Origin of the sequence: Kitasatospora sp. SolWspMP-SS2h (assembly GCF_003259315.1) — a bacterium.
Taxonomy (GTDB): domain Bacteria; phylum Actinomycetota; class Actinomycetes; order Streptomycetales; family Streptomycetaceae; genus Kitasatospora; species Kitasatospora fiedleri.
This window is the reverse complement of record NZ_QLLT01000020.1, coordinates 111,127-137,075: the sequence shown is the minus strand read 5'-3', so window position 1 is coordinate 137,075 and position 25,949 is coordinate 111,127. Positions and strand designations below refer to the sequence as shown.

General features: G+C 75.7%; 18 protein-coding genes, 1 tRNA gene and 1 pseudogene. 14 read left to right on the top strand and 6 right to left on the bottom strand.

Annotated elements, in window-relative coordinates:
* Positions 1–38 precede the first annotated feature (38 nt).
* Positions 39–1,790: a fatty acyl-AMP ligase gene (locus K353_RS24450; RefSeq protein ID WP_233533801.1), complete on the top strand. Its 1,752-nt coding sequence runs from the start codon at positions 39–41 to the stop codon at positions 1,788–1,790.
* 99 nt (positions 1,791–1,889) lie between these two features.
* Here K353_RS24450 and K353_RS24445 read toward each other — a convergent pair.
* Positions 1,890–2,624 (bottom strand): annotated as a pseudogene (locus tag K353_RS24445) (zinc-binding dehydrogenase); the annotation flags it as partial.
* 397 nt (positions 2,625–3,021) lie between these two features.
* Between K353_RS24445 and K353_RS24440 the strand changes: the two are divergent.
* Positions 3,022–3,094, top strand: a tRNA-Arg gene (locus tag K353_RS24440).
* Between the two features lie 86 nt (positions 3,095–3,180).
* Here K353_RS24440 and K353_RS24435 read toward each other — a convergent pair.
* Positions 3,181–4,095, bottom strand: coding sequence for a LysR family transcriptional regulator (locus K353_RS24435; protein WP_111555700.1), 915 nt, complete (start codon positions 4,093–4,095; stop codon positions 3,181–3,183).
* A gap of 151 nt (positions 4,096–4,246) precedes the next feature.
* On the opposite strand from K353_RS24435, the gene K353_RS24430 reads away from it, so the two are divergent.
* From K353_RS24430 to K353_RS24415, 4 genes are all read left to right on the top strand, one after another.
* The gene (locus K353_RS24430) at positions 4,247–5,071 is read left to right on the top strand and encodes an inositol monophosphatase family protein (RefSeq protein ID WP_111555719.1); all 825 of its coding nucleotides are present in this window, start codon (positions 4,247–4,249) and stop codon (positions 5,069–5,071) included.
* Between the two features lie 69 nt (positions 5,072–5,140).
* On the top strand, positions 5,141–5,776 hold the full coding sequence (locus K353_RS24425; protein ID WP_111555699.1) for an NADPH-dependent F420 reductase: 636 nt from the start codon (positions 5,141–5,143) through the stop codon (positions 5,774–5,776).
* A gap of 722 nt (positions 5,777–6,498) precedes the next feature.
* Positions 6,499–6,999 (top strand): hypothetical protein, encoded by a 501-nt coding sequence (locus K353_RS36950; protein ID WP_111555698.1) that lies wholly within the window; start codon positions 6,499–6,501, stop codon positions 6,997–6,999.
* A 423-nt stretch (positions 7,000–7,422) separates the two neighbouring features.
* A complete protein-coding gene (locus K353_RS24415) occupies positions 7,423–7,914 on the top strand; it encodes an HPP family protein (protein ID WP_111555697.1) in 492 nt (163 codons plus the stop codon).
* Positions 7,915–7,942: 28 nt separating this feature from the next.
* On the opposite strand, the gene K353_RS24410 is transcribed toward K353_RS24415, so the two are convergent.
* From K353_RS24410 to K353_RS24400, 3 genes are all read right to left on the bottom strand, one after another.
* Positions 7,943–8,440, bottom strand: coding sequence for an ATP-binding protein (locus tag K353_RS24410; RefSeq protein ID WP_111555696.1), 498 nt, complete (start codon positions 8,438–8,440; stop codon positions 7,943–7,945).
* A 252-nt stretch (positions 8,441–8,692) separates the two neighbouring features.
* Entirely contained in the window at positions 8,693–9,502 is an 810-nt protein-coding gene (locus tag K353_RS24405; RefSeq protein WP_111555695.1) for an ABC transporter permease, read from the bottom strand.
* On the bottom strand, positions 9,499–10,491 hold the full coding sequence (locus K353_RS24400) for an ABC transporter ATP-binding protein (RefSeq protein ID WP_111555694.1): 993 nt from the start codon (positions 10,489–10,491) through the stop codon (positions 9,499–9,501). The genes K353_RS24405 and K353_RS24400 overlap by 4 nt, the downstream gene beginning before the upstream one ends.
* Positions 10,492–10,765: 274 nt before the next feature.
* On the opposite strand from K353_RS24400, the gene K353_RS34505 reads away from it, so the two are divergent.
* The 8 genes from K353_RS34505 (at position 10,766) to K353_RS24365 (ending at position 25,018) form a co-directional block, all read left to right on the top strand.
* Positions 10,766–10,930 carry a hypothetical protein gene (locus K353_RS34505; RefSeq protein WP_157852240.1) on the top strand — a complete coding sequence of 55 codons (165 nt, stop codon included), beginning with the start codon at positions 10,766–10,768 and terminating at the stop codon, positions 10,928–10,930.
* Between the two features lie 122 nt (positions 10,931–11,052).
* Positions 11,053–12,303 (top strand): cytochrome P450, encoded by a 1,251-nt coding sequence (locus tag K353_RS24395; RefSeq protein ID WP_111555693.1) that lies wholly within the window; start codon positions 11,053–11,055, stop codon positions 12,301–12,303.
* Positions 12,300–13,205, top strand: a complete 906-nt coding sequence (locus K353_RS24390; protein ID WP_111555692.1) for an acetyl-CoA carboxylase biotin carboxyl carrier protein subunit — start codon at positions 12,300–12,302, stop codon at positions 13,203–13,205. The genes K353_RS24395 and K353_RS24390 overlap by 4 nt, the downstream gene beginning before the upstream one ends.
* Complete coding sequence (locus tag K353_RS24385; RefSeq protein ID WP_111555691.1) at positions 13,202–15,631, top strand: ATP-binding cassette domain-containing protein; 2,430 nt, start codon at positions 13,202–13,204, stop codon at positions 15,629–15,631. The genes K353_RS24390 and K353_RS24385 overlap by 4 nt, the downstream gene beginning before the upstream one ends.
* Entirely contained in the window at positions 15,628–17,871 is a 2,244-nt protein-coding gene (locus K353_RS24380) for an ATP-binding cassette domain-containing protein (RefSeq protein ID WP_111555690.1), read from the top strand. The genes K353_RS24385 and K353_RS24380 overlap by 4 nt, the downstream gene beginning before the upstream one ends.
* 1 nt (position 17,872) lies before the next feature.
* On the top strand, positions 17,873–21,118 hold the full coding sequence (locus K353_RS24375) for a type 2 lanthipeptide synthetase LanM (RefSeq protein ID WP_111555689.1): 3,246 nt from the start codon (positions 17,873–17,875) through the stop codon (positions 21,116–21,118).
* Between the two features lie 28 nt (positions 21,119–21,146).
* Entirely contained in the window at positions 21,147–23,438 is a 2,292-nt protein-coding gene (locus K353_RS24370) for a TOMM precursor leader peptide-binding protein (RefSeq protein ID WP_111555688.1), read from the top strand.
* A 53-nt stretch (positions 23,439–23,491) separates the two neighbouring features.
* The gene (locus tag K353_RS24365) at positions 23,492–25,018 is read left to right on the top strand and encodes a SagB family peptide dehydrogenase (protein WP_111555687.1); all 1,527 of its coding nucleotides are present in this window, start codon (positions 23,492–23,494) and stop codon (positions 25,016–25,018) included.
* A 204-nt stretch (positions 25,019–25,222) separates the two neighbouring features.
* On the opposite strand, the gene K353_RS24360 is transcribed toward K353_RS24365, so the two are convergent.
* Positions 25,223–25,918, bottom strand: a complete 696-nt coding sequence (locus tag K353_RS24360) for a response regulator transcription factor (protein ID WP_111555686.1) — start codon at positions 25,916–25,918, stop codon at positions 25,223–25,225.
* Between the last annotated feature and the right edge of the window lie 31 nt (positions 25,919–25,949).

The following is a 25,949-nucleotide window of genomic DNA, read 5'->3' as shown; positions in this document are numbered from 1 at the left end:
CGGCAGCCCCCGCCCCCAGCCCCGATCGGAGTGAACCGATGACCACCGCGACCCGCCCCGGGCCGGACGTCCTGGGCGACACCCGGACCACCCCCACCACCCTGTCCACCATGCTGCGCCGGCTCGCCGAGCACCGGCCGGAGGACACCGCGCACGTCTTCCTCCAGCACGGCGAGCGGCCCGACGCCCCGCTGACCCACCGCCGGTACGACCGGGCCGCCCGCCGGGTCGCCGCCGCCGTCCGGCGCACCGGGGAGACGGCCGCGGTGCTGCTCTTCCCGGCCGGGCCCGACTTCCCCACCGCCTTCCTCGGCTGCACCTACGCCGCGGTGGCCGGCGCCCCCGTCCAGGTGCCGACCCGGCCGCGCGGCGTCGAACGGGTCCGCCGGATCGCCGACGACGCCGGGACGTCCCTGGTGCTGACCACCGCCGCCACCCGCGACGAGGTGCTCGCCCGCTTCGGCGCGCTCCCCGAACTCGACGGCCTGCACTGGCTGGCCGTCGACGAACTCGCCGAGGACCTCGGCGCGGACTGGGAGTACACCGACCCGGGCCTGGAGACCACCGCCCTGCTCCAGTACACCTCCGGCTCCACCGGCCACCCCAAGGGCGTCGCGGTCAGCCACCGCAACTTCTGGCACCAGGCGGTCGAACTCGACCGGACCTGGCCGATCGGCCCCGACGGGCGGATCGTCTCCTGGCTGCCCAGCTTCCACGACATGGGCCTGCTGTTCGGCGTGGTGCTGCCGCTCTGGTCCGGGGCACCCGTCTACCAGATGGCCCCCGAAGCCTTCATCCGCCGCCCCGGCCGCTGGCTGGAGGCGCTCAGCACCTACCGCGGCACCCACGCCGCCGCCCCCAACTTCGCCTACGAGCTGTGCCGTCCGCTGGCCGGCACCCCCGCCGCCGACGGCCTCGACCTGTCCGCCTGGCGGGCGGCCGTGTGCGGCGCCGAACCGGTGCGCTGGGCCACCGCCCGCGGCTTCCAGCAGGACTTCGCCCGCTACGGCCTGGCCCCGGAGGCCATCAGCCCCGGCTACGGCCTGGCCGAGAACACCCTCAAGGTCTCCGGCAGCCCGTCCGGCCGCGCCCCCCGCGTCACCTGGCTGAGCGCCGAGGCGCTGCGCCGCGGGCACGCCGAACCGGTCACCGACCAGGCCCCCGGCGCGGTGCCGGTGGTCGGCTGCGGCCCGGTCGCCGAGGACTCCGAGGTGCGGATCGTCGACCCCGTCGGCCGCGTCCCGCTGCCCGAAGGGAGCATCGGCGAGATCTGGGTACGGGGCCCCTCGGTCGCCAAGGGCTACCACCGCAAGCCCGCCCTCAACCGGGAGGTCTTCCGGGCCCGGCTGGCCGGCACCCCCGAGGCCGGCCCCTTCCTGCGCACCGGCGACCTCGGCTTCCTGCTGGACGGCGAACTCCACCCGACCGGCCGGGTCAAGGACCTGATCGTCATCGGCGGCGGCAACCACTACCCCCAGGACATCGAGCAGACCGTCGAACACACCCACCCCGGCCTGCACACCAACGCCGCCGCCGCCTTCGCCGTCGACCACCCCGCGGGCGAACAGCTCGTCGTCGTGGTCGAGGCCGACGGCCGGGTCCTGCGCAACACCACCGCCGTCGACCTGGCCGACGCGATCCGCACCGCGATCGGCCTGGAACACCAGCTGACGGCCGCCGAGGTCGTCCCGATCCGCCGCGGCAGCCTCCCGCGCACCACCAGCGGCAAGGTCCAGCGCACCGCCTGCCGCCAGGCGTACCTGGACGGCACCCTCCACCGCCTCGCCTGACCGCCCCGCCGCCTGCCCCCTCGAACCGAGCGGTACCGCCACTGACGCCCGCGCGCCCCGCCCGCCCGGCACCCCCGTCCCCGGACCGGGCGTGCCGGGCTACGGCGTCAGCACGATCCGGCCGAAGACCTCGCCCGCGTCCATCCTCCGGTGCGCCGTCACGGCTCCGTCCAGCGGCAGCAGTTCGTGTACCACCGCCTCGATCTCGCCGCGGACGGCCGCGGCGAACAACTCGCCGCGCACGGAGCTCAGTTCGGCCGCGGGGACGGTGGCCGCGATGAAGGCGGCGAAGGACGGCGACTTCCGGAACGCCGCCATGATCCTCGTGCCGAAGTCCGCGGGCGGCTGACCCGCGACGGCGCCCAGGGCCACCAGGCGGCCGTTCGGGGCGAGCCGGTCGAGGAAGGACGGCAGGCCCGCCCCGGCCACCACGTCGAGGATGACGTCGTAGCCCGCGGGAGCCGTCCCCCCGCCGTCGCCGGAGCGGTCCAGCACGTGGGTCGCGCCGAGGCGGCGCAGCCGGGCGCCGCGTTCGGCGGACGAGGTGGTGACCGCCACGGCGGCGGCACCGGCGCGGGCGGCGAGCTGCGCGGCCATGACCCCGATGCCGCCGGCCGCGCCGCGCACCAGGATCGTCTCGCCGGGGACGAAACGGGCGTGGCGGAGCCCGAAGTGGGCCACCGCGCCGGAGCCGCCGAGCGTCACCGCCGCCGCGGCGGACAGGCCGTCGGGCAGCGGGACGACCTGCTCGACCGGCACCACGCCCTGCTCGGCGTACCCGCCACCGGTGCCGGTGGGGCCCTACACCCGCCGACCGGTCCACGCCGCCTCGACCACCGCCCAGATCAGAGCCTCCCGCCGCTTCGCCGCGCTGGCCGTCCAGGCCCTCGAAGCCGGCCCGCACCACGCCCCCTGCCACCGCCGGCCCGCCTGGCGCCCGCCCCGCCCCCGACCCGCCGCTCTAGCGGGAGCAGCCTGGGAGCAGGCCCCCGTCCGGTACCGCCCAGCACGAAACCCCACCTCACACCCCCGCGACGGCGGGAGCCCGGGTAGTTCACTCCGTCGCTCCACGCCGATCCGCTACGCTGTTCACGTCAGTGGCCAGGCCAGGCCGGATGTCCGCCGGGAAACCGTCGCGCACACCCGCCGACCCCCACCGACCAATGGGCCCGCACCCCGAGGCCGAAGACCCGCCCGCCGGGCCTTCGCCGAGGACCCTCCGCAGGCCCCCGCCTCAGTAGCTCAGGGGATAGAGCACGGCTCTCCTAAAGCCGGTGTCGCAGGTTCGAATCCTGCCTGGGGCACAGCGTGACCGCAGTTCGCAGGCCCTCCGCCCACCCGGGTCGGGGGGCCTGCGGCGTTCTGCGCGGTCGGTTGCCGGGCGGGGCCGTCACGGTTCGGTGGGCGGGGTGAACAGGGCGCGGATGGTGGTGGTGGCCAGGTCGCGGAGCCAGGTGTGGGCGCGGTCGTCGTCGTGGCGCTGGTGCCAGCGGAGGTGGAGGGGGGCGTCGGGGAGGGGGAGCGGCGGGGTCAGGGTGGTGAGGCCGAGCCGTTCCCGGGTGGTGCGGGTGACCGCGTCGGGGAGGGTGACGACCAGGTCGGTGTCGCGGGCGAGTTGCAGGGCGAAGGCGGTGGTGGGACCGGCGGCGACGACGTGGCGGGTGAGGCCGTGGGTGGCGAGGGCGTCGTCGATCGGGTCGTGCAGGCTGCCGCGGCGCGACACGGTGAGGTGTTCGGCGGACGCGTAGCGCTCGATGCTCAGCGGTTCCTCGGTGAGCGGGTGGCCCGGCCGGACGGCGACGACCAGGCGGTCGGTGCCGACCAGGCGGTGGCGGATGTCGGGGAGGGCCGGGGCGCCGGAGCTCGATTCGAGGTCGACCTCGCCCCGGCGCAACTCGGCGTCGTCCGAACCGGGTTCGGCCGGCAGGCGCAGTCGGACGCCGGGGGCCCGGCGGTGGACGGCGGTGATCAGGGCGGTGCCGCAGGCGGCGGTCAGGGCGTCGTGCCAGCGCAGGGTGAACACCCGGTCCAGGGCGGCGAGATCGAGCTCCTGCTGCGCGGAGAGCAGGTGGTGGGCCTGCTGCACGAGGACGTGGACCTGGGCGCGCATGGCCAGCGCCCGGGTGGTGGGGACCATGCTGCGGCCGGTGCGGACCAGGATCTGGTCACCGGTGGCCTTGCGGATGCGGCCCAGGGAGCGGCTCATCGCGGGCGCGGTGACGTGCAGGCGGGCCGCGGCGCCGGCGACGCTGCCCTCCTCCAGCAGTGCGTCGAGGGCGGTGAGCAGGTTCAGGTCCAGTTGCATGGCGGTAACTCTACGAGTGAACAGCATGCACTTGTTGTTAACGGTCGGGGACCCTACGGTCGAAGTGCGGGCGCGGAACGAGCCGCCCGCCCACCTCGATCCCAGGGAGACCGCCATGAGCACCGCCATGCCCACCGCCGCGCGCACCGCCATGCCCACCGCGACGCGCACCGCCGCGCCTTTCGCCGCCGACACCACGCTCTTGCCCGAGGTGACCGCGGCGGTGCGGACCGCGGGCCGCACCCTGCGCGACCGCCACACCCCGCACGCCCGGTGCGTGAGCCTGGACGAGGTCGTCGCGGAGATCCACGCCAACGACGACGCGGTGCTGGACGTGCTGCGGGAGCCGCTGCTGCGGGCCCGGCCGGGATCGCGGTGGGCCGAGGACGAGTTGGCCGGCGGCGCGCTCCCGCCCGGGGAGTGGTGGGTCGTCGACCCCGCCGAGGGCAACATCAACCACGTCCACGGCCTGGACGACTGGGCCGTGACCGCCACCCTGGTCCGCGACAACCGGCCGGTGCTCACGGTCGTCCACCTGCCGCTGACCGGCCAGACCTACACCGCCGTCGCGGGCGGCGGCGCCCACCTCGACGGCCGGCCGCTGGCGGTGTCCGCCAAGACCGACCTGGGCGCCGCGCTCGTCGGCACCGGCCAGGCCCGGCCGGGCGAGGACGAGCGCACCTTCCGGCGGATCGGCGACTCGGTCACCGCGATGCTCGTCAACGGCCTGGTCGTACGGGTGTCCGTCCCCGCGACGATGCAGCTCATCCACGTCGCGGCCGGACGCACGGACGCCTTCTGGCAGTTCTCCGACGTCCGCTCCGGCCTGGTTGCCGGGGCGCTGCTGGTCTCCGAGGCCGGCGGCACCGTCACCGACCTGGCGGGCGAGCCCTGGAGCACGGGCAGCCGCGACTTCCTGGCCGCCGCCCCCGGCCTCCACGCCGCCGCCCTCGACGTCCTGTCGCCGCTCGCCTGACCCCGGCACCCCCGTCCCGCCCGCCCCTCCCACCCCTTCCACCCCTTCCACCGCAAGGAGCACCACCCCATGACCAGCATCGGCATCCTGGGCGCCGGCCGCGTCGGCACCAACCTGGCCGCCAAGCTCTCCGCCGCCGGACACCGGGTCACCCTCGGCGTCCGGAACCCGGCGGAGGCCGCGACCCCCGGCACCGCTCCGCGGATCACCACCGACCAGCGCACCGCCGCCCGCACCGCGGACATCGTGATCAACGCGACGCCCGGCGACACCGCGCTGGCCCGCCTCACCGACCTGCGCGCCGAACTCGCCGGAAAACTCCTCGTCGACGTCTCCAACGCCACCCGCGACGCCGACGACGGCCTGCCCGGCGAACTCTGCTACCCCGGCAGCAGCCTCGCCGAACGACTCCAGGCCGCCCTCCCCGGCACCCGGGTGGTCAAGACGCTCAACACCATGCTGTTCACGGTCATGACCGCCCCCGAGACCCTGGCCACCCCGCCGACCGCCTACCTCTCGGGCGACGACCCGGACGCGAAGCGGACCGTCACCGGCCTGCTCGGCGACCTGGGCTGGCAGCCCGCCTGGATCGAGGACCTCGGCGGCATCACCACGGCCCGCGCCACCGAGGCCATGGTCCTCGTCGTCCCGCACGTCCTGCGCCTGCGCGGCTTCCAGCCCTTCGCGGTCTCCCTCGCCCGCTGAACCGCGCCGCCGGGGCGGTGACGTCCCGTGATCGGTTCACTCCACCGACAGGGCGTCAATTCCTCGCTCCCTGAACGTCATTGACGCAGGAGAGAGCGAATCCGACCGCTTCGATCAAGGGGCGAGGAGTGTGTTACGTTCCGTGTCCAGACCACGAAATAGTGGACCCCGGCGGTGCTACCAACACCCCGGGGCCTGGCACTAGGAGCAACAGACTCCCCATGCACATCCATCGTAGCGCGCGCATGCGCGGGTTCGACCCCTTCCCGGAGCTTCGTCCCGAACGTTCCGGACTCTCCAAGGGCGCGTTCGGGCTCGCGGTCCAGATCCTCACCAGCCCCACCGGCTGCGACGCGGACGGCCGACAGCTCGCCGAACAGGGTCCGGACGGGCGGGCGGGGATCGCCAGGATGCTCCGGGAGTTGAAGAAGGCCGGGTTCTACTGGGTCATCACGTTCCGGCTCCCGGGCGGACGGATCATCAGCCAGTCCCACCTCTTCGACACTCCGCAGCACGTCGCGCCGGATCCCATCCCCCCGGGTCCCGGTGGCTCCGGGCCCGGGGCACCTGACGTCCTATGGAAAACCCGGGAGGGAAAACCCTCCCTCCCGGCCGCCAGGACGGCCGCCGAGCCCCAGCCGAAGCCGGAACCGCAACCGGAACCGCAACCGCAACCGCAACCGGAATCCGCCCCTGCCCCCGAGCCCGCCCCCGAGCCCGAAGTGCCCGCCGAGTCACGGGCGGCAGCGGCCCTGCTGCACCGGGTGGTCCGGCCGGAGCCCCGGCTGCGGATCGGCGAGGTGGAGGCGCTGGAGCTGGCCCCGCTGGTGGCGGAGTGGGTGCGGCGCGGCAGCACCCCCGAGGACCTGTCGCGGGCCCTGGTGCCCGGCCTGCCGGCGTTCATGTACTCGGCGGCGGCCGTCCTGCGGGACCGCCTGTCGCGCAAGATGCCGCCCGAACCGGGCCTGCTCCCGGAGGCCCCGGCGATCGCCGCCGCCAAGTCGGCCCGGCCGAGGTCGAGTTACGCCGAGTGCGCCAAGTGCCATGACCCGGTGCCGACCCCGGGCATCTGCGGCCCCTGCGCGGGCCTGGCCCCCAGGCCGATCGCGGTCGGCACCGGCTCGGCCGCCGTCCGAGCCGGAGCCCAACGCGCCCGAGCCGCCCTGCGCTCCGCCCGCGACACGCTCCCGATCGCCCACCGCCTGACCCCGACAGGCACGTAACGCGGGCCCGGCACCCGCCCCACCGAAACCCCCGGAACAGGTAACCCGACGCCCGGACGGGTCCCCCGTACGAGCGACCCCCGCCACCCCGCCCAGACCCCCGGCCACCGCCCGACACCCGGCCCGCCGGACCGCAAACCACCAGGCAGAGAAGCCCAACCCACCCCGCCACCCACCACCGACAGCCCCCGCCACCCGCAACAACCCCACTTGCCTCCCGCGCGAACAGGCTCCCACGCGCACCGAGCCCGAGCCCGCGACACCGGCTTCAGGAGAGCCGTGCTCCGGGTCCGGAGGTCCGGGAGCGGATGCGGGCTTCTGGGCGTGAGGGGAAATTTTGCCTATGAGGCAATGGGGTTCTTGAACTGTCAACAGGTTGTCTAAGGTCGGGTGGACCGTACTGCCTGATCAGGGAGCCTTCGCATGTCTGTCGCCTCGAACGTCGTCGCGCTGGGGAGTCGGGTGTGGCATGCGGTGCGGGCCGGGAGTTTTGCCATGGGGGCACTGTTGGTGTTGGTGGCGGTGGGGGGCGCGTTGCACCAGGCGGTGTTGATACCGCCGCTGGCGGCGAGTGCGGCGTTGGTGCACGGGGCGCCGGGGTTGCCGATTTCGCAGCCGCGGAACCTGATGGGTGGGCAGTTGTTGTCGGCTGCGGTGGGGTTCGGGGTGCTGGCGGTGGTCGGGGCGGGGCCGTGGGCGGCGGCGGTCGCGGGTGGGGTGGCGCTGGGGGCGATGCTGGTCGCGCGGGTGCCGCACTCGCCGGCGGCGGCGACTGCGGTGATCGTGGTCCTGCAGTCCCCGCGTCCGGTGGTCTTCCTGCCGTTGCTGGCGCTCGCCACCGCTGTGCTGGTTCTCTTCGGGTTGCTTCCGCACCGGGTCGGCGGTCATCCGGTGCGTTATCCCGCCGCCTGGTGAGGCGCCGTGCGGAGGTGGGGGCAGGGCCTCAGCGGCAGCGGTCGGCGGGAGGGGCGGGGGGAGGGGAGGTCGGGACGCGGGGCTGCCGGGCGTCGACCAGGGGGGTGGGTGCGGGGGCGGTGTCCTCGGGGCCGGTGGGGAGTTCGGCCCAGACCACCTTGCCGTTCGGCGGGGTGCGGTAGTAGCCCCAGCGGGAGGAGAGTTCGTCGACCAGGTGCAGGCCGCGGCCACCGGTGGCGTCGGACCCGGCTTCGCGGGGGCGGGGCGGACGCGGGTCCTGGTCGCCGACCTGCACCAGCAGGTGTTCGTCACGGAGGGCCAGGGAGAGGGTGAAGCCGCCCGGGCCGCCGCAGGCCCGGATCGCGTTGGTGGCCAGCTCGGAGACCACCAGCCGGGCGGCGTCGGAGAGTTCGACCCGGGCGTGCCAGCAGTGCAGTGCGAGGGCGGTGTGGCGGCGGGCCCCGGCGACCGACTCCGGGGTGCTGTCGAGCGTCAGCAGGCTGAGTCGTGGCCGACTTCGGGACATCGCGGGCCTCCCGGTGGGACGCGTACGGGCACCCGCCGACGGCAGGAGACGGCCCGCACGGACCAGCCTCCGCCGGAACGCCGACGGCCCGCCACGGCCGGAAGTCCCCGGGACGCGGGCACTTCGGGACGGGCGGGCCGGTCGGAGGTGGGTAAGCGGCGTTAACCGACGGCGGATCAGCCGTGCGCGGGAACGCCCGGGCGGGCTCGGCACCGGAGGGCTCAGCCCCGGCGGGCCTAGCCCTGGTAGGGCTCAGCCCCGGCGGGGCTCCCAGCGCAGCAGGCGGCGGGAGAGCATCGCGGCGGCGGCCAGCCAGGCGGCGAGCAGCAGCAGCGAGGGCCCGGCCGCCGTCCAGCCGTGCAGCAGGTCCAGGCGGGGGAGCGGGCCGCCCGCCCAGGTCTCCGGGCCGAAGCCGCGGCCGAACCAGGCCGTCCGCAGCCCCCGGATCACCGGGGAGAGCGGCAGCACTCCGGCGGGCCCGCGCAGCCAGTCGGGCAGGCCCGCGACCGGGGTGAACACGCCCGCGCCGAACATGCAGAGCACCAGCACCGGCGTCGCCACCAGCGGCGCGGACTCGGCGGACGGGGTCACCCCGGACAGCGCCACCGCCAGCACCGAGAACAGCAGGTAGCCGCCGAGCAGGGTGAGCAGCAGCAGCGCCGGATCGGCCGGCAGCGGCGCGCCGAACCAGCCCACCGCGACACCGCCCAGCACCAGCGCCTGGATCAGCACCACCACCCCGCCCGCGCCCAGCTGCCCCGCGAAGATCGCGCTCGGCGGGCACTCGGTGCCGCGCAGCCGCTTCAGCACCAGCTCCTCGCGGCGCGACACCACGCTGCCCAGCAGGTTGACGAACGAGGTCACCAGGGCCAGCCCGAGCAGCCCCACCGCCACGTACCCGGCGGCGTTCACCCCGCCGATCTCCTTGTCGCGCAGCGGCGCGGCGATCACCAGGTTGAGCAGCACCGGCAGCAGGAACCCGATGAAGGTGGAGCGCCGGTTGCGCCAGAACACCTTCCAGGACAGGCCGAACTGGCCCTTGGCGTACGTGAACCAGCTCATCGGGACGCTCCTGCGGTGGTGGTGGCAGCGGTGGCGGGAGTGGGCGTGGGAGTGGGGGCGGGGGTGGCGGCGTGGTCGTGGTCGGCGAGGTCGAGGAAGACGTCCTCCAGCGAACTGGCGCGCACCTCCAGGCCGTCCAGCTCGACGCCCCGGGACGCCGCCCAGGCGTGCAGCGCGGCCAGCGCGGGCGCCGAGCGGGGCACCCGGTAGACCGCCCGGCCGTCCGCCGACGCGGGTGCGGTGCCGAGCAGTTCGGGCAGGGCGGCGAGGTCGCCGCCGGGCGGCAGCGGGAGGGTGATCAGGTCGCCGCGGCCGGACAGCACCTCGGCGACGGTGCCGGTGGCGGCGATCACGCCCCGGTCCATGATGGCCACCCGGTCGGCCAACTGCTGGGCCTCCTCCAGGTAGTGGGTGGTCAGCACCACCGTGGTGCCCGCCGCCCGCAGCTCCTCGACCAGCCGCCAGGTGGCGCGCCGGGCCTCCGGGTCCATGCCGGTGGTCGGCTCGTCCAGGAACAGCAGCTCCGGGTCGTTCAGCACGGCCAGCGCCAGGTCCAGGCGGCGGCGCTCGCCGCCGGACAGCTGGGAGACCCGGGTGCCGGCCTTCGGCTCCAGCGCGACCCGTGCCAGCACCTCGGCGGTCGGCCGGGCCCGGCTGGTGAAGGAGCGCCAGCAGTCGACGGTCTCCTTGACCGTCAACTCCTTGAAGAACCCGCCCTCCTGGAGCATCGTCCCGGTGCGCCGGCGGACCTTCGGGCCCGCCGTGAACGGGTCCAGGCCGAAGACCCGGACGTGCCCGGAGGTCGGCGGGTGGTAGCCCTCCAGCACCTCCAGGGTGGTGGTCTTGCCCGCACCGTTGGTGCCGAGCAGGGCGAACAGTTCGCCGCGGGCGAGGGAGAAGGAGATGCCACGCACCGCCTCGTAATCGCCGTAGTTGCGCCGCAGGTCCACTACCTCCACGGCCGGGGAATTCTCGGAAAGAGGTGTCATGTATGCAGCGTGACGGGTCCGGGCGGGGAACGGCAAGTAGCGCATCGCCGCAGGTCAGAACACGTGCAAAATGTCATCTCGGGTGGTGACATTTACGCCTCTCGGAATCTGACATCTCCTACTGCACGGATTTTCGAGGGTCGGTCATAGTTGAGACATCGCCGAGAGCGGAACCGGGGAAAGCGAAACCGGGAAAGCGAAGGGCGGGAAAAGAGTAAACCGAGGCGGCCGGTCCGATGAGCGGGTCGGCGCCGCGAAACCGAGGGAGATTCCCATGGCGCAGAACGAGATCAACAAGGACGAGCAGTTCGACATCGAGGTCGAGGAGCTGGACACCGTCAACGGCGGCGTCTCCGTCTCCTCCCTGCTCTCCGCCGCCTGCCCGGTGTCGAGCTTCAGCTCGGTGTCGAACTCCGTCGCCGAGGTCGCGGCCGAGTAATTCGGGACCTGTGCGGGGGTGGTCCGCTCTCCGGCGGCCCACCCCCGCACCCCCCACCCGGCAACCCCGGCACTCGGACCCCGACACCCCAGCCCCACCGCCAGATTGAAGGAGAGCCGGGCATGGACAGCCTCCGGCACGAGCTGACGCGGTTCATCCAGCAGCCCGCCGCTCAGCAGGACCCACCCGCGCTCTACCGCCGGCTGCTGACCGAGGCACCGGTCCTGGACCTCGGCCCGCTGTACGTGGTCTCCGGCTACCAGGAGATCCTCACCGTCCTGATGAACCCCGGGACCAACGTCGACCCGACCACCGTCGGCCTGCCCCGGGCGGGCAACACCGCGCTGCTCAAGGTGGTCAACCGGATGCTGCCGATGCGCGACGGCGCCGACCACACCCGGCTCAAGCGGCTCGCCACCGCCGCGTTCAGCCACCGCCGGCTGGAGCAGATGCGCGAGCGGATCGAGAGCACCGCCGCCCGGCTGCTCGCCCCGCTGATCGCCGCCGGCTCCTTCGAGCTCGTCGCCGACCTGGCCGTCCCGCTGCCGGTCGCGGTCTCCTGCGCCATCCTCGACGTCCCCGACTCCGAGCAGGGCCGGATCACCGGCTGGGCGAGCCTGGTGGCCCGCTCGATGCTCGACCCCTTCGGCAGCGGCCCCGAGGCCGCCGAGCTGGACGCCGAGTTCGCCGAATTCCACGCCTACGTCGAGGAGTTGTGCGCGGCCCGGGCCGCCGACCCCGGCGACGACCTGATCAGCCGACTGGCCGCCGCGCGCGGCGAGGGCCGGCTCGACACCGAGGAACTGCTCGCCTTCGTGGTGATGCTGCTGGCCAACGGGCTGGAGACGCTCACCTCCGGACTGGCCGTCGCCGCTTGGGAGTTGATCCGCACCCCCGGCCTGACCGCCCGGGTGCGCGAGGAGCCCGCGCTGGCCGCCGCCGTGTTCGACGAGGCCCAGCGGCTCGGCAGCCCCGTCCGGGCCAGCGCCCGGGCGCTGACCCGGGAGGTCGCGCTCGGCGACACCGTCGTCCCGGCCGGGAGCGTCGCCATGCTGCTGTACGCCGCCGCCAACCGGGACCCGCGCCGCTTCGCCGACCCCGACCGCTTCGACCTCGACCGCGCCGAGCGCCAGCACCTCGCCTTCGGCCACGGCCCGCACCACTGCCTGGGCGCACCGCTCTCCCTGATCGCCGGCTCCGCCGTCCTGCGCGGCCTCGCCGAGGCCGACGCCACCAGGGAGTTGAGCACCACGCTGACCGACGCCACCGCCCGCCCGACCGAGCAGTTCGCCTTCGGCGGGGTCCGCGAACTGCCGGTGGTCTGCCCGCCGCGGACCGCGCCGGTGCCCGAGCTGATGGAGGTGGCGGCATGAGCATCACCACGGACCGGCAGGCCGCGGAGCCGCATCACAAGCGCACGAAGCAGGACACGAGCGGGAACACAGGACAGGACCCGAGCGGGAACACGGGGCAGGACACGGGGACACCGCGCGAGACCGAGGCGGAGTCCCGGGCGCGGAACGCCGTCGCCGCCGTCGCCGCCGCCCGGGCCGCCGCCGTCCTGGAGCCCGGACTCGACCAGCCCGTACGGCTGGTCGGGGCCCGGCTGTGGCTGGCCGGCGCCGCGCTGGTGCTGGCCGTCGGCGCGGGCGCGAGCTGGACGGTGTGGGGCAAGCTCCCGCACACCCTGACCGTGCACGCGGTCGCCGCCCACGGCGACGCCCCCGTCCGGGTGGCCGCCGAACACCCGGGCAGCGTCCTGGAGTTCAAGGTCCGCCCGGGGGAGCGGGTGACGGCCGGGCAGGTGCTCGCACTGGTCGGCGCGGAGGAGGCCACCACCGAGGTCACCGCTCCCGCGGCCGGCACCGTGAGCGCGCTGCTGGCCGCCCCCGGAGACCGGCTCGCCGCCGGATCACCCGTGCTGACCCTGGACGCGAGCGCCGCACCGGCCACCGTCCGGCTGCTGGTGGACGACCCGAAGGACGCCGCGAAGCTCGCCCCCGGCCTGCCCGTACTGGTCCCGGTGCCCGGCGGGGGAGCGATCCGCGCCGTCGTCGACCGGGTCGAGCCGCTGCCGGCCCGGGCCGACTCGCTCGACGGCACCCTGCCGGTCGCCGTCCCCGGCCTGCCCGCCGGCACCGCGCCCGTCTGGGTGGCGTACGCCCGGCTCCCGCAGGGCGTCGCGCTGAACGGCCCGCTGGCGCTGGACGTCCGGGTCGACCTCGGCAGCCGGCACCCGTACCAGGCGGTGCTCGGACAGGAGGCCAAGCGATGAAGCCCACCCGCACCGCCGCCGTCGAACCGCCCGCCACCGAGCCGCGCACCGCCAACAGCGGCGAGCCGGGGACGGGGCCGAAAAAGGCGGAACCCCGGGCCGAGAAGCCCGGGCCCGAGAAGAGCAGGACCAAGAGCGAGCCCGAGCCCAAGCCGCGCACCTACCTCCGCACGCCCGTCGTGCCGCAGATGGAGGAGCAGGACTGCGGGGCGGCCTGCCTCGCAGTCCTGCTCGGGGCGTTCGGGCGGCGGGTGACGCTGAACGAGGCGTCCCGGGCCTGCGGGGTCAGCCGGGACGGGGTGAGCGCGGCGGCCGTCGCGCGGGCCGCCGGGCGGTACGGGCTGCTGGCCCGGGGGCGTCGGGTGGTGCGGCGGGAGGACGACCGGCTGGAGGGGCTCGGCGCGGTGCCGGTGCCGTCGATGGTGCTGGTCACCGGCCCGCACTTCGCGGTCTTCGAGGGCGTCAGGCGCGGCCGGGTGCACGTCAACGACCCGTCGCTGGGCTCCTACTCGGCGACTCCGGCAGAGTTCTGGGACTCCTTCGCGGGCATCGCGGTGGGCTTCGAGCCCGGCCCCGACTTCGAACGCGGCGGGCGCCGCTTCCCGCTGCTGCGCTCGCTGACCGCCCGGATGCGGCCGTACGCGTGGCCGATGCTGGTCGCGGTGCTGGTCGGCATGCTGATGACGGTGCCCGGCGTGGCCTCCGCGTTCCTGCTGCGCACCTACCTGGCGACCGTGGTCAACGGCGGCGCGAGCGGCTGGGCGCTGCCGCTGACGCTGGCCGGGCTGGCGGTCGCCGGGCTGGTGCTGGCCGGGAACTGGCTGCGCTCCGCGCTGGTCAACCGGGTGCTGGAGGCGATGGCCGCCCGCTCCTCGGCGTCCTTCCTGTGGCGGATGCTGCGGCTGCCCGGCGCGTTCTTCCACCGCCGCCAGCTCGGCGGCCTGGTCACCCGGGTGCAGCTCAACGACGGCCTGGCCAACCTGCTGTCCTACCGGGTGGCCGGCGCGGCCTCCTCGCTGGCCGCCGCCGCCGTGCACCTGACCGCGCTGCTCTGGCTGGCGCCGAAGCTCGCCGCCATCCCGGTGGCGGTCGCGGTGCTGGACGCGCTCGCGCTGCGCTCCGCGGACCGGCGGCGCGGCGGCACGATCCACCGGCTGCACGCGGAGGGCCACAAGCGGGACGGTGTCGCGTTCGCGGGGGTGTCGGCGATCGAGACGGTCAAGGCGGAGGGCGCGGAGGACGCGCTGTTCCGCTCCTGGGCCGGCTGGCAGGCCCGGGCCGCGCACACCGGGCAGCGGGTCGCCGAGAGCGTCCTGGTGCCGCTCTCGCTGCCCGGCGCGCTCAACTCGGCCGCCGCGGCCGCCGCGGTGGTCGCCGGGACGGTGCTGCTGCTGGCCGGCTCGCTCTCCTTCGGCACCCTGCTGGCCTTCCTGCTGCTGCTCAACGGCTTTCTCCTGCCGGTCTCCCAACTCGTCGGCACCGGAGCCGAGTTCACGGTCGCCCGGGCGCAGAACGCGCTGCTGGAGGACATCGAGACCAGCGAGGTCGACCCGTACCTCGTCCCGGTGCTCGACGCCCCGGCCGAACCGGTCCGGCTGCGCGGCGAACTGGAGCTGCGCGGGCTGGAGTTCGGCTACGACCCGAACCGGCCGCCGGCCCTCGCCGGGATCTCGCTGCGGATCGCCCCCGGCGAGTGGGTCGCGGTGGTCGGCGGCAGCGGCAGCGGCAAGTCCACGCTGGCCCGGCTCGCGGCGGGCGTGCTGCGCCCCTGGAAGGGCGAGGTGCTGCTCGACGGGCGGCCCCGCGACGACTGGCACCGGGGCACCGTCACCGCCCAGGTCGCCTACGTGGAGCAGCAGTTGCGGCTCTTCGAGGGCACCGTCCGGGAGAACCTGACGCTCTGGGACCCGTCGGCCGGCGAGGGCGCCCTGCACCGGGCGCTCGCCGACGCCGAGGCCACCGAACTGGTGCGCCGCCGGGGCGGGTTGGACGCCCGGATCGACGAGGACGCCCGGAACTGGTCCGGCGGCGAGCGCCAGCGCCTGGAGATCGCCCGGGCCCTGGCCCTCGACCCGGTCCTGGTGGTGCTCGACGAGGCCACCAGCGCCCTGGACGCCCACACCGAGGCCGCCGTCAACGAGCACCTGCGCCGCCGCGGCGTCAGCTGCCTGGTGCTGGCCCACCGCCTGAGCACCATACAGGCGGCCGACCGGGTGGTGGTGATCGAGGCCGGCCGGATCGTCCAGCAGGGCCCGCCCGCCGAACTCGCCGAGCAGGACGGCCCCTACCGGGAGCTGCTGCGCGACGCCGAGCGGAAGACCCCCGCCCCCGCCACCGCCGGCACCACGGCCGCGACCGCGACCGCTGCCACGGCCGCCACGACCACCACCGAGAACCGCACCGTTCGGACGGAGGAGCAGGCATGAGCACCACGACCGCCGCCCGTCGGGGCGGACCGCAGACCGCCGCGGAGGACGAGGAGCGCGACCCGGCGACCCGGGCCGACGCCACCGCGGCCGCCAACCGGACCGCACTCGCGGACGCGTTGGCCGAGTTCGGCACCGTCACCCGTCCGCACACCTCCCCGCGCCACGGCGGCACCACGCCGACAGCGCCGCGCCACCGCGCGGACCTGGCGCGGGAGGTGCTGCGGGCGCTGGGAGTGCCGGTGCCGAAGGAGATCCCCGCCGTGGTGCGGGACGCCGCCGACCCGGTCACGGCGCTGCTGCGCCGGGCCGGGGTGCGCTGGCGCCCGGTCACCCTCGCCGACGGGGACGAGACCGGCACGGCCGGGCCGATGGTGGCGTTCGCCGCCGAGGACGGCCGGCCGATCGCCCTGATACCCCGGGCCGGACGGCACCGCCGCCACGACCCGGGCTCCGAACGGGCTGCCACCCGTGCGGAGTTGAGCCGCCAGGCGCTACTGCTGTACCCGCCGCTGCCGCCGGGGTGCCCGACCCCGGTCGACCTGCTGCGCTTCGCCCTCGCCGTGCCCGGTGCCCGCCGGGACCTGGGAGTGCTGAGCCTGGCCGGTCTGGTGTCGGCGCTGCTCGGCCTGCTCGTCCCGCTCTCCACCGGAGTGCTGCTGCCCGGCCTGCTGCTGGCCGAACGGCACCCGGTGCGCTGGCTGGCCGTGCTGCTGGGCTCCGCAGTGGTGGCGTCCTGGCTGCTCACGCTGGTCCGCAACACCGCCGCCGTCCGGCTCACCAGCCGGGTGCAGCACGCGCTCGAACCCGCCGTCTGGGACCGGCTGCTGGCCCAGGACGCCAGGTTCTTCCGCGACTACACCACGGGTGACCTGGTGCACCGGGCGAACGCGGTGGCGCAGGCCCGCCAGGCCCTCTCGGAGGTGCTGGTGGGCGCCGTACTCGGTGCGGTGTTCGCCGTCACCGGGCTGACGGTCCTGCTGCTGGTGGACTGGCGGCTCGGCGGGCTGCTGCTGCTCGCCGTGCTGGCGGTGACGGCCGCGCTGCTGCTGCTCGGCCGTCGCCGCCAGGAGCACGAGTCCCGGGTGTACGCGGCCCACGGGCAGCTCCAAGGAGTGCTGTACGGGCTGCTGCTGGGCATCGACAAGATCCAGACCGCCGGCCGGGAGATCCAGGCGTTCGCCCGCTGGGCCGCCCCGTTCGCCGGGCAGAAGCGGGCCGACGCCGCCGCGATGCGCAGCGAGGCCCTGTCGAGCGCGCTGACCACCGCGCTCCAGCCGCTGCTGCTGGCCGTCCTGCTGGCCGGGGCGACCTTCGGCCCGGCCGCCGAGGCCGGGCACCTGATGGCCGCCGGGGTGGCGGCCGGACAGGTCGCCCTGGCGCTCGGCCAGGTCACCCACGCCGCGGTCGGCGCGTACGGCGTCGCCCCGGTGCTGGAGCGGCTGCGCCCGATCCTCGCCGAACCGGCCGTGAACGCCGCCGAGCGGGCCGGACAGCTCACCGACCCCGGCCGGCTGGAGGGGCGACTCGCCCTGGAGGACGTGGTGTTCCGCTACCCGGGCAGCGCGCTGCCCGCCCTGGACGGGGTGTCGCTGCGCGCCGAGCCCGGCGAGTTCGTCGCCGTGGTCGGCCCGTCCGGCGCCGGGAAGTCCACCCTGATCCGGCTGCTGCTCGGCTTCGAGCGGCCCGAATCCGGCGCGGTCCGCTACGACGGCCGCGAACTGGCCTCGCTGGACGCCCGCCTGGTGCGCCGCCAGCTCGGCTCGGTGCTCCAGCACGGCCGGATGCTGCGCGGCTCGCTGCTGGAGAACCTGGCCGGCGCCGACCCCGACGTCGCCGAGGACCGGATCTGGCACGCCGCCGAACTCGCCGGGATCGCCGATGAGTTGCGCGCCCTGCCGATGGGCCTGGGCACCCGGGTCGGCGAGGACGCCCAGGGCTTCTCCGGCGGCCAGGTGCAGCGCCTGCTGCTGGCCCGGGCCCTGGTCCGCGACCCGGCCGTGCTGCTGCTCGACGAGGCCACCTCCGCGCTCGACAACGCCACCCAGCAGCGGGTCGCCGAGGCCGTCGCCGGACTCGACCGCACCCGCCTGGTGATCGCCCACCGACTGAGCACCATCCGCACCGCCGACCGGATCTACGTGCTGGACGGGGGCCGGGTGTCCGCCGAGGGCACCTACCGCGAACTGCTCGGCACCGACCCCCTGTTCACCCGCCTCGCCCGCTTCCAGGAGATGTGAGATGTCGCTCGACGTTCAGACCTGGCTCCGCACCCCCGGGACCCCGGGCCACGCGGCCCCGACCGCCGCCCTGCTGCCCGGCCTGCCCGGCGCCGACGAGCGGCTGCACGCCGTGATCGCCGCCGCGGCGAGCTTCGAGGAACGCGCCGCCGCCCGCGACGACGGGCGGGCCCTGTTCACCCCCGACCCGGCCGAGGACCGGCGCAGCCGCGCCGCCGCCGTCGAGACCTGGCTGCGCCGGGCCGCCGGCGACCAGCGCTCCGCCGGGGTGCTGCTCGACCACCTCGCCGAGACCGGCCGTCCGCTCGGCGAGGGCCTGCGCCGGGTCCGGCTGACCGACCCGGCCGCGCTGCCCTCCTGGGCCCACGCGCTGGCGGTGTTCCTGCGCGCCCAGAGCGAGGCGCCCGCCACCGGACCGGGCGCGGTCGCGGCCGGCTTCCGGGCCGCCGCCGACGCCCTGCTGCCCGCCGGGGACGGCTCCGTGCTGGGCGTCCCGGTCACCGCGAAGGGCCGCGCCGACGTGGTCGGCACCCTCGCCGGACGGCTGGTCGAGGCCGCCAACCTGACGCTCTGCCAGGAGTTCCAGCTCGCCACCGGCCGCCCCCGCGCCACCGGCTGGGACGCCGAGGGCGGCCCGGACGCCTCCGCCGCGGGCTGGCTGGCCCGGCTGGAGCGGCTGCCCGCGCTGGCCCACCTGATCGGCACCGTCTGCCGGCAGTGGCAGGAGATGTACACCGAGATGTTCGCCCGGCTCGCCGCCGACCGGGCCGGCCTGGTGGCCGAGATGTGGGGCGGCGCCGACCCGGGCGCGCTGGACTCCGTGCACGGCGACGCCGGCGACCGGCACGCCCAGGGCCGCTCGGTGGCGCTGCTGCGCTTCGAGAGCGGCGCGGGCGTGGTCTACAAGCCCAAGGACATGCGGCACGCCACCGCCTTCCTCGGCCTGGTCGAACGGCTCAACCGGGAGCTCTCCCTCGACCTGCCGCTGCGCACCGTGCTGATCCGCTCCGACCGGGGCGACGACGGCCACGGCGCCTCGCTCAGCACCGACTGCTCCGGCGACTACGGCTGGGAGGAACTGGTCCCCTCCCGCCCCTGCGCCGACCGCGCGGGCTTCGCCCGGTTCTACCGCCGCCTGGGCATGACCATCCGGCTGGTGCAGCTGCTGGAGGGCCGCGACCTGTGGGCGGACAACCTGCTGGCCGACGGCGAGCACCCCGTCCTGATCGACCTGGAGTGCCTGCTCTACCCGCGCGTCCAGGCCCCGCCGGTGCTGACCGCCGGACAGCACGGCCTGCTGGACGAGCTGGAGACCACCGTGGTGCGCACCGCGATGGCCTTCCAGGCGTGGACCCCGGCCGGACGCACCGACGCCCTCGACATCGGCTGCCTGTCCCGGGTCGGCAGCCTGGAGAGCGCCCCCGGCGTGCCCGCCCTGCCGCTGCCCGCCTACCGCCCGGTGCACGACGGGCAGCCCGCCGACCCGTGGCAGTACACCGACGAGGTGGTCGACGGCTACCGCGAGATGCACGCCGCCCTGCACCGGCTGCGCGGCGAACTCGCCGACCCCGAAGGGCCGCTGAGCGGGTTCCGGGGCATCTGGGTGCGCTACATCTGGCGCCACACCTGGGACGGCTACAAGATCCTGCGGGCCTCCACCAGCCCGTTCGCGCTGGACGACGGCGCGACCCGGGAGACCGTCATCGCCGGGGCGCTGCGCGGCGCCGTCACCGCCCGCGCGGGCGACGCGGCCCGGGGCGACCTGCTGGAGGTGGTGCTCGCCGAGCTCGACTCCTTCCGCTCCTTCGACATCCCGTTCTTCCGCTCGCTGACCACCTCCTCCTCGGTGTTCACCGCCGACGGCCGGGAGATCCCCGGCCACTTCCAGTCCACCGGCTGGCAGCGCCTCCAGCTGCGGGTCGCCGAACTCGACGGCTTCGACCTGGAGGGCCACGTCGCGGTGCTCTCCGGCTGCGCGGACGCCGCCCGGGCCGGCACCGAGCGGCCCCCGGCGGCGCCCGCCCGGCCGCTGCGCGCCGTTCAGCCGCCCAGCCCCGGCGAACTGCTGTCCGCCGCCACGGCACTCGGCGACCGCATCCTCGCCGACCGGCGCCCCACCGGCTGGCTCGGCCAGAGCTGGTACCCGGGCACCGGCCTGCGCCAGGTCGAGGCGCTCGGCCCCGACCTGACCTCCGGCACCCTCGGCATCGCCCTGCTGCTCGCCGAACTCTGGTCCGCCACCGGCGAACCGCGCTTCCACCGGGCCGCGCACGGCCTGCTCGCCGAGGCCGCCGCGCTGATCGACCCGAAGGAGCCGATGGCCTTCGCGTTCGCCGGCGACTCCCGGCTGGCCTCCGGCGCGCCCGTCCCCGGCGGCTTCTTCGGCCCCGGCGCGATCATCCACGGCCTGGCCCGGGGCGGGCTGCTGCTCGGCGAGGCCGACTTCCTCACCGCCGCCCAGGCCCTGGTGCCCGGCGCGCTGTCGGTCGCCGAGTCCGCCTCCAACCGGCCCGGCCGCCCGAGCCGGGTCCCGCACGCCGACGTGCCGCTGGGCAGCGCGGGCCTGCTGCTCAACCTGCTGCGGCTGCGCCGCGCGGGCGGCAGCCACCCCGACACCGACCAGGGCGTCCGGGAGCTGGCCGCCGGCGCGCTCGACCGGCTCGCCGACGAGCACACCGCGTTCGACTTCCTGGAGCTCGTCCCCGGCGGCGCCGACTCGATCGCCGCCGCGCTCGCCCGCACCCTCGCCGAAGCCCCCGCGCTGCTCGCCGACCCCGAGGACGTCCGGGCCCGGCTGCACGCGCACCGCTTCGCCACCGGCACCCGCTCCGGGCGCCTGGCCTGCCTGGACACCGCCGTCTCGCTCGGCGCCGACGCCGTCGACCAGGCCGACCTGGGCGCGCTCGCCCCGCCCGTCACCGGCCCCGAACTCGCTGCCCTCACCGGCCGCGCCCTGCTCTCCGCCGCCACCGAGGCGCTCACCGCCGCCGAGGCGGGCCTGGTCCACACGCTGCCCGAGGACGCCACCGAGGCGCTGCTGCCCGGCCCGTTCTACGACGGCCGCGAGGCCGCCGCCCTGATGGTCCGCGAACTGCTCACCCGCCACCGCCTGCACGGCACCTGGTTCCCGGACCGGGCCGCGCACGACGCCGTCAACCTCGGCGCGCTGGACGGCACCGTCGCCGTCGGCCTGCTGCTGCTGCGCCTGCACGACGCCTCCGCCGCCCCGCTCGCCACCCTGCGCTGACCGCGCGCCGCTTCGAGGAGTACCCGCCATGTCCGAACTCATCGGCTTCAAACGCCACTTCACCCCGTACGTGGTCGACGGCGAGGCCGTCTACCTGGTCTCCGAGCGCGGCGTCTCGGTGGTCGACGGCAGGCTCGCCCAGGCCCTCGCCCCGCTGCTGGACGGCACCCGCACCGCCGAGCAGATCGGCGCCGCCCTGGACGGCGTCGTCCCGGCCGACAAGCTGCGCGCGGGCGTCGACAAGCTCCGGGCCGGCGGCTGGGTGACCGCCGCCGACCCGGCCACCGACCGCCCCGGCGCGGCCTTCTTCGAGATGGCCGGGCAGGACGGCGACACCGCGATGGCCGCGCTGCGCGGCGCCACCGTCCGGGTCGAGGTGTACGGCGAGCTGGACGCCGCGCCGTTCCTGGCCGCGCTGGCCGCGGCCGGCGTCACCGTCGACCAGGACGCCGCGTTCACCGTCGCGCTCACCGAGGACTACCTGCACCCCGGCCTGGCCGAGCGCAACCGGCGGGCCCTCGCCGACGGCCGCCCCTGGCTGCTGGCCCGCCCGGTCGGCTCGATCGTCTGGGTCGGCCCGGTCTTCGAACCCGACGCCGGGGGCACCGGGGGCACCGGGGGCACCGGGGGCGCCGGCGGCTCCGGCTGCTGGGAGTGCCTGGCGCACCGGCTGTCCGCCAACCGGCAGTCGCTCAGCTACCTCCAGCACCGCCTCGGCCAGGACCAGCCGATCCCCACCGCCGGCGCCCACCTGCCCGCCACCCTGGCGCTCGGCACCCAGCTCGCCGCCCTGGAGACCGCCAAGTGGCTGGCCGGCGCCCGCCCGCCGCAGCCCGCCGTCACCACCCTGGACACCGTGCTGCTGGAGAGCGAGAAGCACGTCCTGGTGCGCCGCCCGCAGTGCCCGTCCTGCGGCGACGACGCGATCATGGAGCGCCGCCAACTCGCCCCCGTCGCCTTCGAGTCCCGCCCCAAGGCGTTCACCGCCGACGGCGGCCACCGCTCCGCCTCGCCCGAGGACATGCTGGAGAAGTACCGCCCCCAGCTCAGCCCGATCACCGGCGTGGTCACCACCCTCGTCCCCGCCGCCCGCACCCCCACCGGCCTGCGGGTCTACGTCTCCGGGCAGAACCTGTCCCGGCAGAGCGGCGACCTCAAGCAGCTGCGCACCGGCCTGCGCTCGGTCTCCTGCGGCAAGGGCCGCACCGACGTGCAGGCCCGGGCCTCCGCGCTCGGCGAGGCCATGGAGCGCTTCTCCGGCGTCTTCCAGGGCGACGAGGCCCGCCGCACCGCGACCTTCGCCGAACTCGGCGACGCCGCGATCCACCCCGCCCGCACCCTGCTCTACTCCGACCGGCAGTACGCCGAGCGCGACCGCTGGAACGTCAAGCAGTCGATGTTCAACGTCGTGCCCGTCCCGTTCCACGCGGACGACCCGATCGAGTGGTCCCCGGCCTGGTCGCTGACCGAGCAGCGGCACCGCTGGCTGCCCACCCAGGCGATGTACTACGGCTACCGGCACAGCGGCCGGTTCTACGCCGCGGGCGACTCCAACGGCTGCGCGGCCGGCACCTCCTTCGAGGACGCCGTGCTCCAGGGCTTCCTGGAACTCGTCGAGCGGGACGCGGTCGCGCTGTGGTGGTACAACCGGGTCCAGCGCCCGGCCGTCGACCTGGACTCCTTCGGCGACCCGTACGTCGACCAGCTCCGCGAGGTCTACCGCGGCCTGCGCCGGGAGGTCTGGGCGCTCGACCTGACCGCCGACTTCGGCATCCCCGTCGTCGGCGCGTTCTCCCGGAGGCTCGACGCCGGGCGCGACGGCGCCAACGAGGACGTGCTGATCGCGTTCGGCGCCCACCTCGACCCGCACATCGCGCTCACCCGGGCCCTCACCGAGATGAACCAGTTCCTCGGCCCGGTCGCCGGGGACGAGCACGGCAAGGTCAGCTACGCGGGCGCCGACCCCGAGCAGAAGGCCTGGTGGACCACCGCCACCGTCGCCAACCAGCCCTACCTGCTGCCCGACCCGCACGCCCCGCGCTCCACCCCCGCCAGCTGGCTCCCGCTCGCCGGGGCCGACCTGGCCGACGACCTCGCCCTGGTGCAGCGGATCGTCGAGGACCGCGGCATGGAGTTCCTGGTCGCCGACCAGACCCGCCCCGACGTGGGGCTGCCCGTCGCCCGGGTGATCGTCCCCGGCATGCGGCACTTCTGGGCCAGGTTCGCGCCCGGCCGGCTCTACGACGTCCCGGTCCGGCTCGGCTGGCTGGACACCCCGACCCCGGAGAGCGAGCTCAACCCCATCCCCATCTTCATCTGACCGACGCGCGGGGCAGCCGGGCCCGGCTGCCCCGCCCATCCGGGGAGGTCCCCATGACCGTCATCGAACACCTGCCGCCCGCCCCCGCCACCGGGGGCCACCGCCCGCTGCGCCGCCTGCTCCGGCTGCGCCCCGAGGTCGAGGTCACCGCCCAGGGCGCCGACGTCGAACTCGCCCACCCCTGGGGCCGCCAGCGCGTCCACGCGCTCGGCGAACGCACCGTCGCCGCCCTGCTCGACCTGACCCGCTCCGACGCCGACCTCGACCTGCTGGCGCTCGACCACGTCCGGCTGCTGAAGCTGCTCGAACGCTTCCCGTACCTGGTCACCACCACCGTCGCCGACCCGCTCGGCACCCCGCTGGCCACCGCCGTGCCGATCGCCCGCTCCGCCGCGCTGCCCGGATTCGCCCGCCCCACCGGCCGGTTGGTGCTCTCCCGGTTCGCCTACCTGCGCCGCCTGCCGGACGGCCAGGGCCAGGACGGCGAGAGCTGCGTCCTCGAATCGCCGATGGCGCCGTTCCGGCTCACCCTCCACCAGGCCGCCGCTGGGGCCTTCGTGGCGGCGCTCAGCGCCTCCCGCACCGCCGAGGAGGCCGCCCTGCTCGCCGGGATGTCCCCCGGCGAGGGCGAGGCGCTGGCCGGACTGCTGGCCGGCGGCGGCTTCCTGGACGCCGGGCAGGGCTCCGAGGCCCCGCTCTGGGACTTCCACGACCTGCTGTTCCACGCCCGCAGCCGCCCCGGCCGGCACGACTACCCCACCGGCGGCGTCTTCGCCCACCAGGACGTCCCGCAACTGCCCGCCGTCTCCACCCCCGGCGCCCGCGAGGAGGGCGAGGGCATCGACCTGCCCGTCCCGGACTGGGACACCGTGGTCGCCCGCGACCCCGCGCTCAGCGAGGTCCTCGAAGGCCGCCGCTCGGTGCGCTCCTACGCCGACACCCCGGTCACCCTCGACCAGCTCGCCGAACTGCTCTACCGGGTGGCCCGGGTCCGCCGGGTGATCCCCGGCGACCCCGCCGACCCGCACGGCTACGACGGCGTCGAGCGCCCCTACCCGGCCGGCGGCGCCACCGGCGAACTGGAGGTCTACCTCTCGGTGGTCAAGTGCGTCGGCCTGGAGCCCGGCGTCTACCGCTACGACGCCGCCGCCCACCGGCTGCGCCCCCGCCCGTTCCAGCACCCCGGCGAGGAGGCCGCGTTCAACGAACTCGTCACCGCCGCCTGGCGCGCCACCGCCTGCACCGTCGACCCGCAGGTGCTGCTCACCGTCACCAGCCGGTTCGGCCGGCTGTCCTGGAAGTACAGCCAGATCGCCTACGCGCTGACCCTCAAGCACGTCGGCGTGCTCTACCAGACCCTCTACCTGGTGGCCACCGCGATGGGCCTGGCCCCGTGCGGGCTCGGCTCCGGCGACACCGACGCCGCCGCCCGGGCGCTCGGCCTGGACTGGACCGCGGAGTCCTCGGTCGGCGAGTTCCTGATCGGCAGCCGCCCGGCCGGGGTGCCGCGCACCGCGCACGGCTTCGCGGACGTGGTGGCCGCCGCCCGCGCCGGGGAGGGCTTCGGCGAGAGCTTCTGACCGGCCCGCCGCGCCGCACCCGGCCGCGCGACGTCCTGACGCGCGACACCCGGGCGCACCACGCCCGGACGCACAACGCCCTTACGCACAGAGCCCGGACGCAGGCACGCCTGCGACCCGTCAGCGGGAATCTGACGGGTCGTCGGCGAGCCTGCGTTCCTGTCCTGCCGTCCTCGCGGCCTGCCCGGGCCGCGGTCCGCCGGCCTACAGCCAGCCGCACTCGCGGGCGATCCGGATCGCGTCGCAGCGGTTGCGGGCCCGGGTCTTGGCGATCGCCGCCGAGACGTAGTTGCGCACCGTCCCCGGGGAGAGCGACAGCGCCGCGGCCGCCTCCCGCACCGTGCTGCCCGCGGCGATCTCGCCCAGCACCGCCAGTTCCCGGCGGCTCAGCGGCCCGGCCTGCCCGGTGCGCACCACGTCCAGCACCAGCCGCGGGTCGTACACCCGGCCGCCGCGGGCCAGTTCGCGCACCGCCGCGATCAGCGCGGGCGCCTGCACGTCCTTCAGCAGGACCCCGGACGCGCCCTCCACCAGGGCCCGCCGCAGCTCCGCCGTCCGCGGCAGGGCCGGCACCAGCAGCAGCACCGCCGCGCCCGGCGCCGCCTGCTGCACCTGCCGGGCCAGCGCCGGCCCGTCCGGCTGCTCCGGGTCCAGCCCCAGCACCGCGACCGCGGGCCGCACCCGGGCCGCCGCCGCGACCGCCTCCTCCCCGCCGGCCGCCTCGACGACCACCGCGAGGTCCTCCTCCCGGTCCAGCAGGGCCCCCAGGCCGGAGCGGAACAGGTGGTGCCCGTCGGCCAGCAGGATCCCGGTCGGGTCCGTCGCCGCCGCGATCCCGGGGACCGGGAAGCGGTGGGCCGTGGCCCGCTGCACCAGCGGGCGTTCCAGTGCGGTCGTCATCCGCGTGCCTCTCCGGTCCGCTCCGGTCCGA

Bases quoted from the DNA above. Each gene is read 5' to 3' on its own strand.
- K353_RS24450 (WP_233533801.1), top strand. From the start codon at position 39: ATGACCACCGCGACCCGCCCCGGGCCGGACGTCCTGGGCGACACCCGG.
- K353_RS24435 (WP_111555700.1), bottom strand. From the start codon at position 4,095: ATGCAACTGGACCTGAACCTGCTCACCGCCCTCGACGCACTGCTGGAG.
- K353_RS24430 (WP_111555719.1), top strand. From the start codon at position 4,247: ATGCCCACCGCGACGCGCACCGCCGCGCCTTTCGCCGCCGACACCACG.
- K353_RS24425 (WP_111555699.1), top strand. From the start codon at position 5,141: ATGACCAGCATCGGCATCCTGGGCGCCGGCCGCGTCGGCACCAACCTG.
- K353_RS24415 (WP_111555697.1), top strand. From the start codon at position 7,423: ATGTCTGTCGCCTCGAACGTCGTCGCGCTGGGGAGTCGGGTGTGGCAT.
- K353_RS24410 (WP_111555696.1), bottom strand. From the start codon at position 8,440: ATGTCCCGAAGTCGGCCACGACTCAGCCTGCTGACGCTCGACAGCACC.
- K353_RS24405 (WP_111555695.1), bottom strand. From the start codon at position 9,502: ATGAGCTGGTTCACGTACGCCAAGGGCCAGTTCGGCCTGTCCTGGAAG.
- K353_RS24400 (WP_111555694.1), bottom strand. From the start codon at position 10,491: ATGACACCTCTTTCCGAGAATTCCCCGGCCGTGGAGGTAGTGGACCTG.
- K353_RS34505 (WP_157852240.1), top strand. From the start codon at position 10,766: ATGGCGCAGAACGAGATCAACAAGGACGAGCAGTTCGACATCGAGGTC.
- K353_RS24395 (WP_111555693.1), top strand. From the start codon at position 11,053: ATGGACAGCCTCCGGCACGAGCTGACGCGGTTCATCCAGCAGCCCGCC.
- K353_RS24390 (WP_111555692.1), top strand. From the start codon at position 12,300: ATGAGCATCACCACGGACCGGCAGGCCGCGGAGCCGCATCACAAGCGC.
- K353_RS24385 (WP_111555691.1), top strand. From the start codon at position 13,202: ATGAAGCCCACCCGCACCGCCGCCGTCGAACCGCCCGCCACCGAGCCG.
- K353_RS24380 (WP_111555690.1), top strand. From the start codon at position 15,628: ATGAGCACCACGACCGCCGCCCGTCGGGGCGGACCGCAGACCGCCGCG.
- K353_RS24375 (WP_111555689.1), top strand. From the start codon at position 17,873: ATGTCGCTCGACGTTCAGACCTGGCTCCGCACCCCCGGGACCCCGGGC.
- K353_RS24370 (WP_111555688.1), top strand. From the start codon at position 21,147: ATGTCCGAACTCATCGGCTTCAAACGCCACTTCACCCCGTACGTGGTC.
- K353_RS24365 (WP_111555687.1), top strand. From the start codon at position 23,492: ATGACCGTCATCGAACACCTGCCGCCCGCCCCCGCCACCGGGGGCCAC.
- K353_RS24360 (WP_111555686.1), bottom strand. From the start codon at position 25,918: ATGACGACCGCACTGGAACGCCCGCTGGTGCAGCGGGCCACGGCCCAC.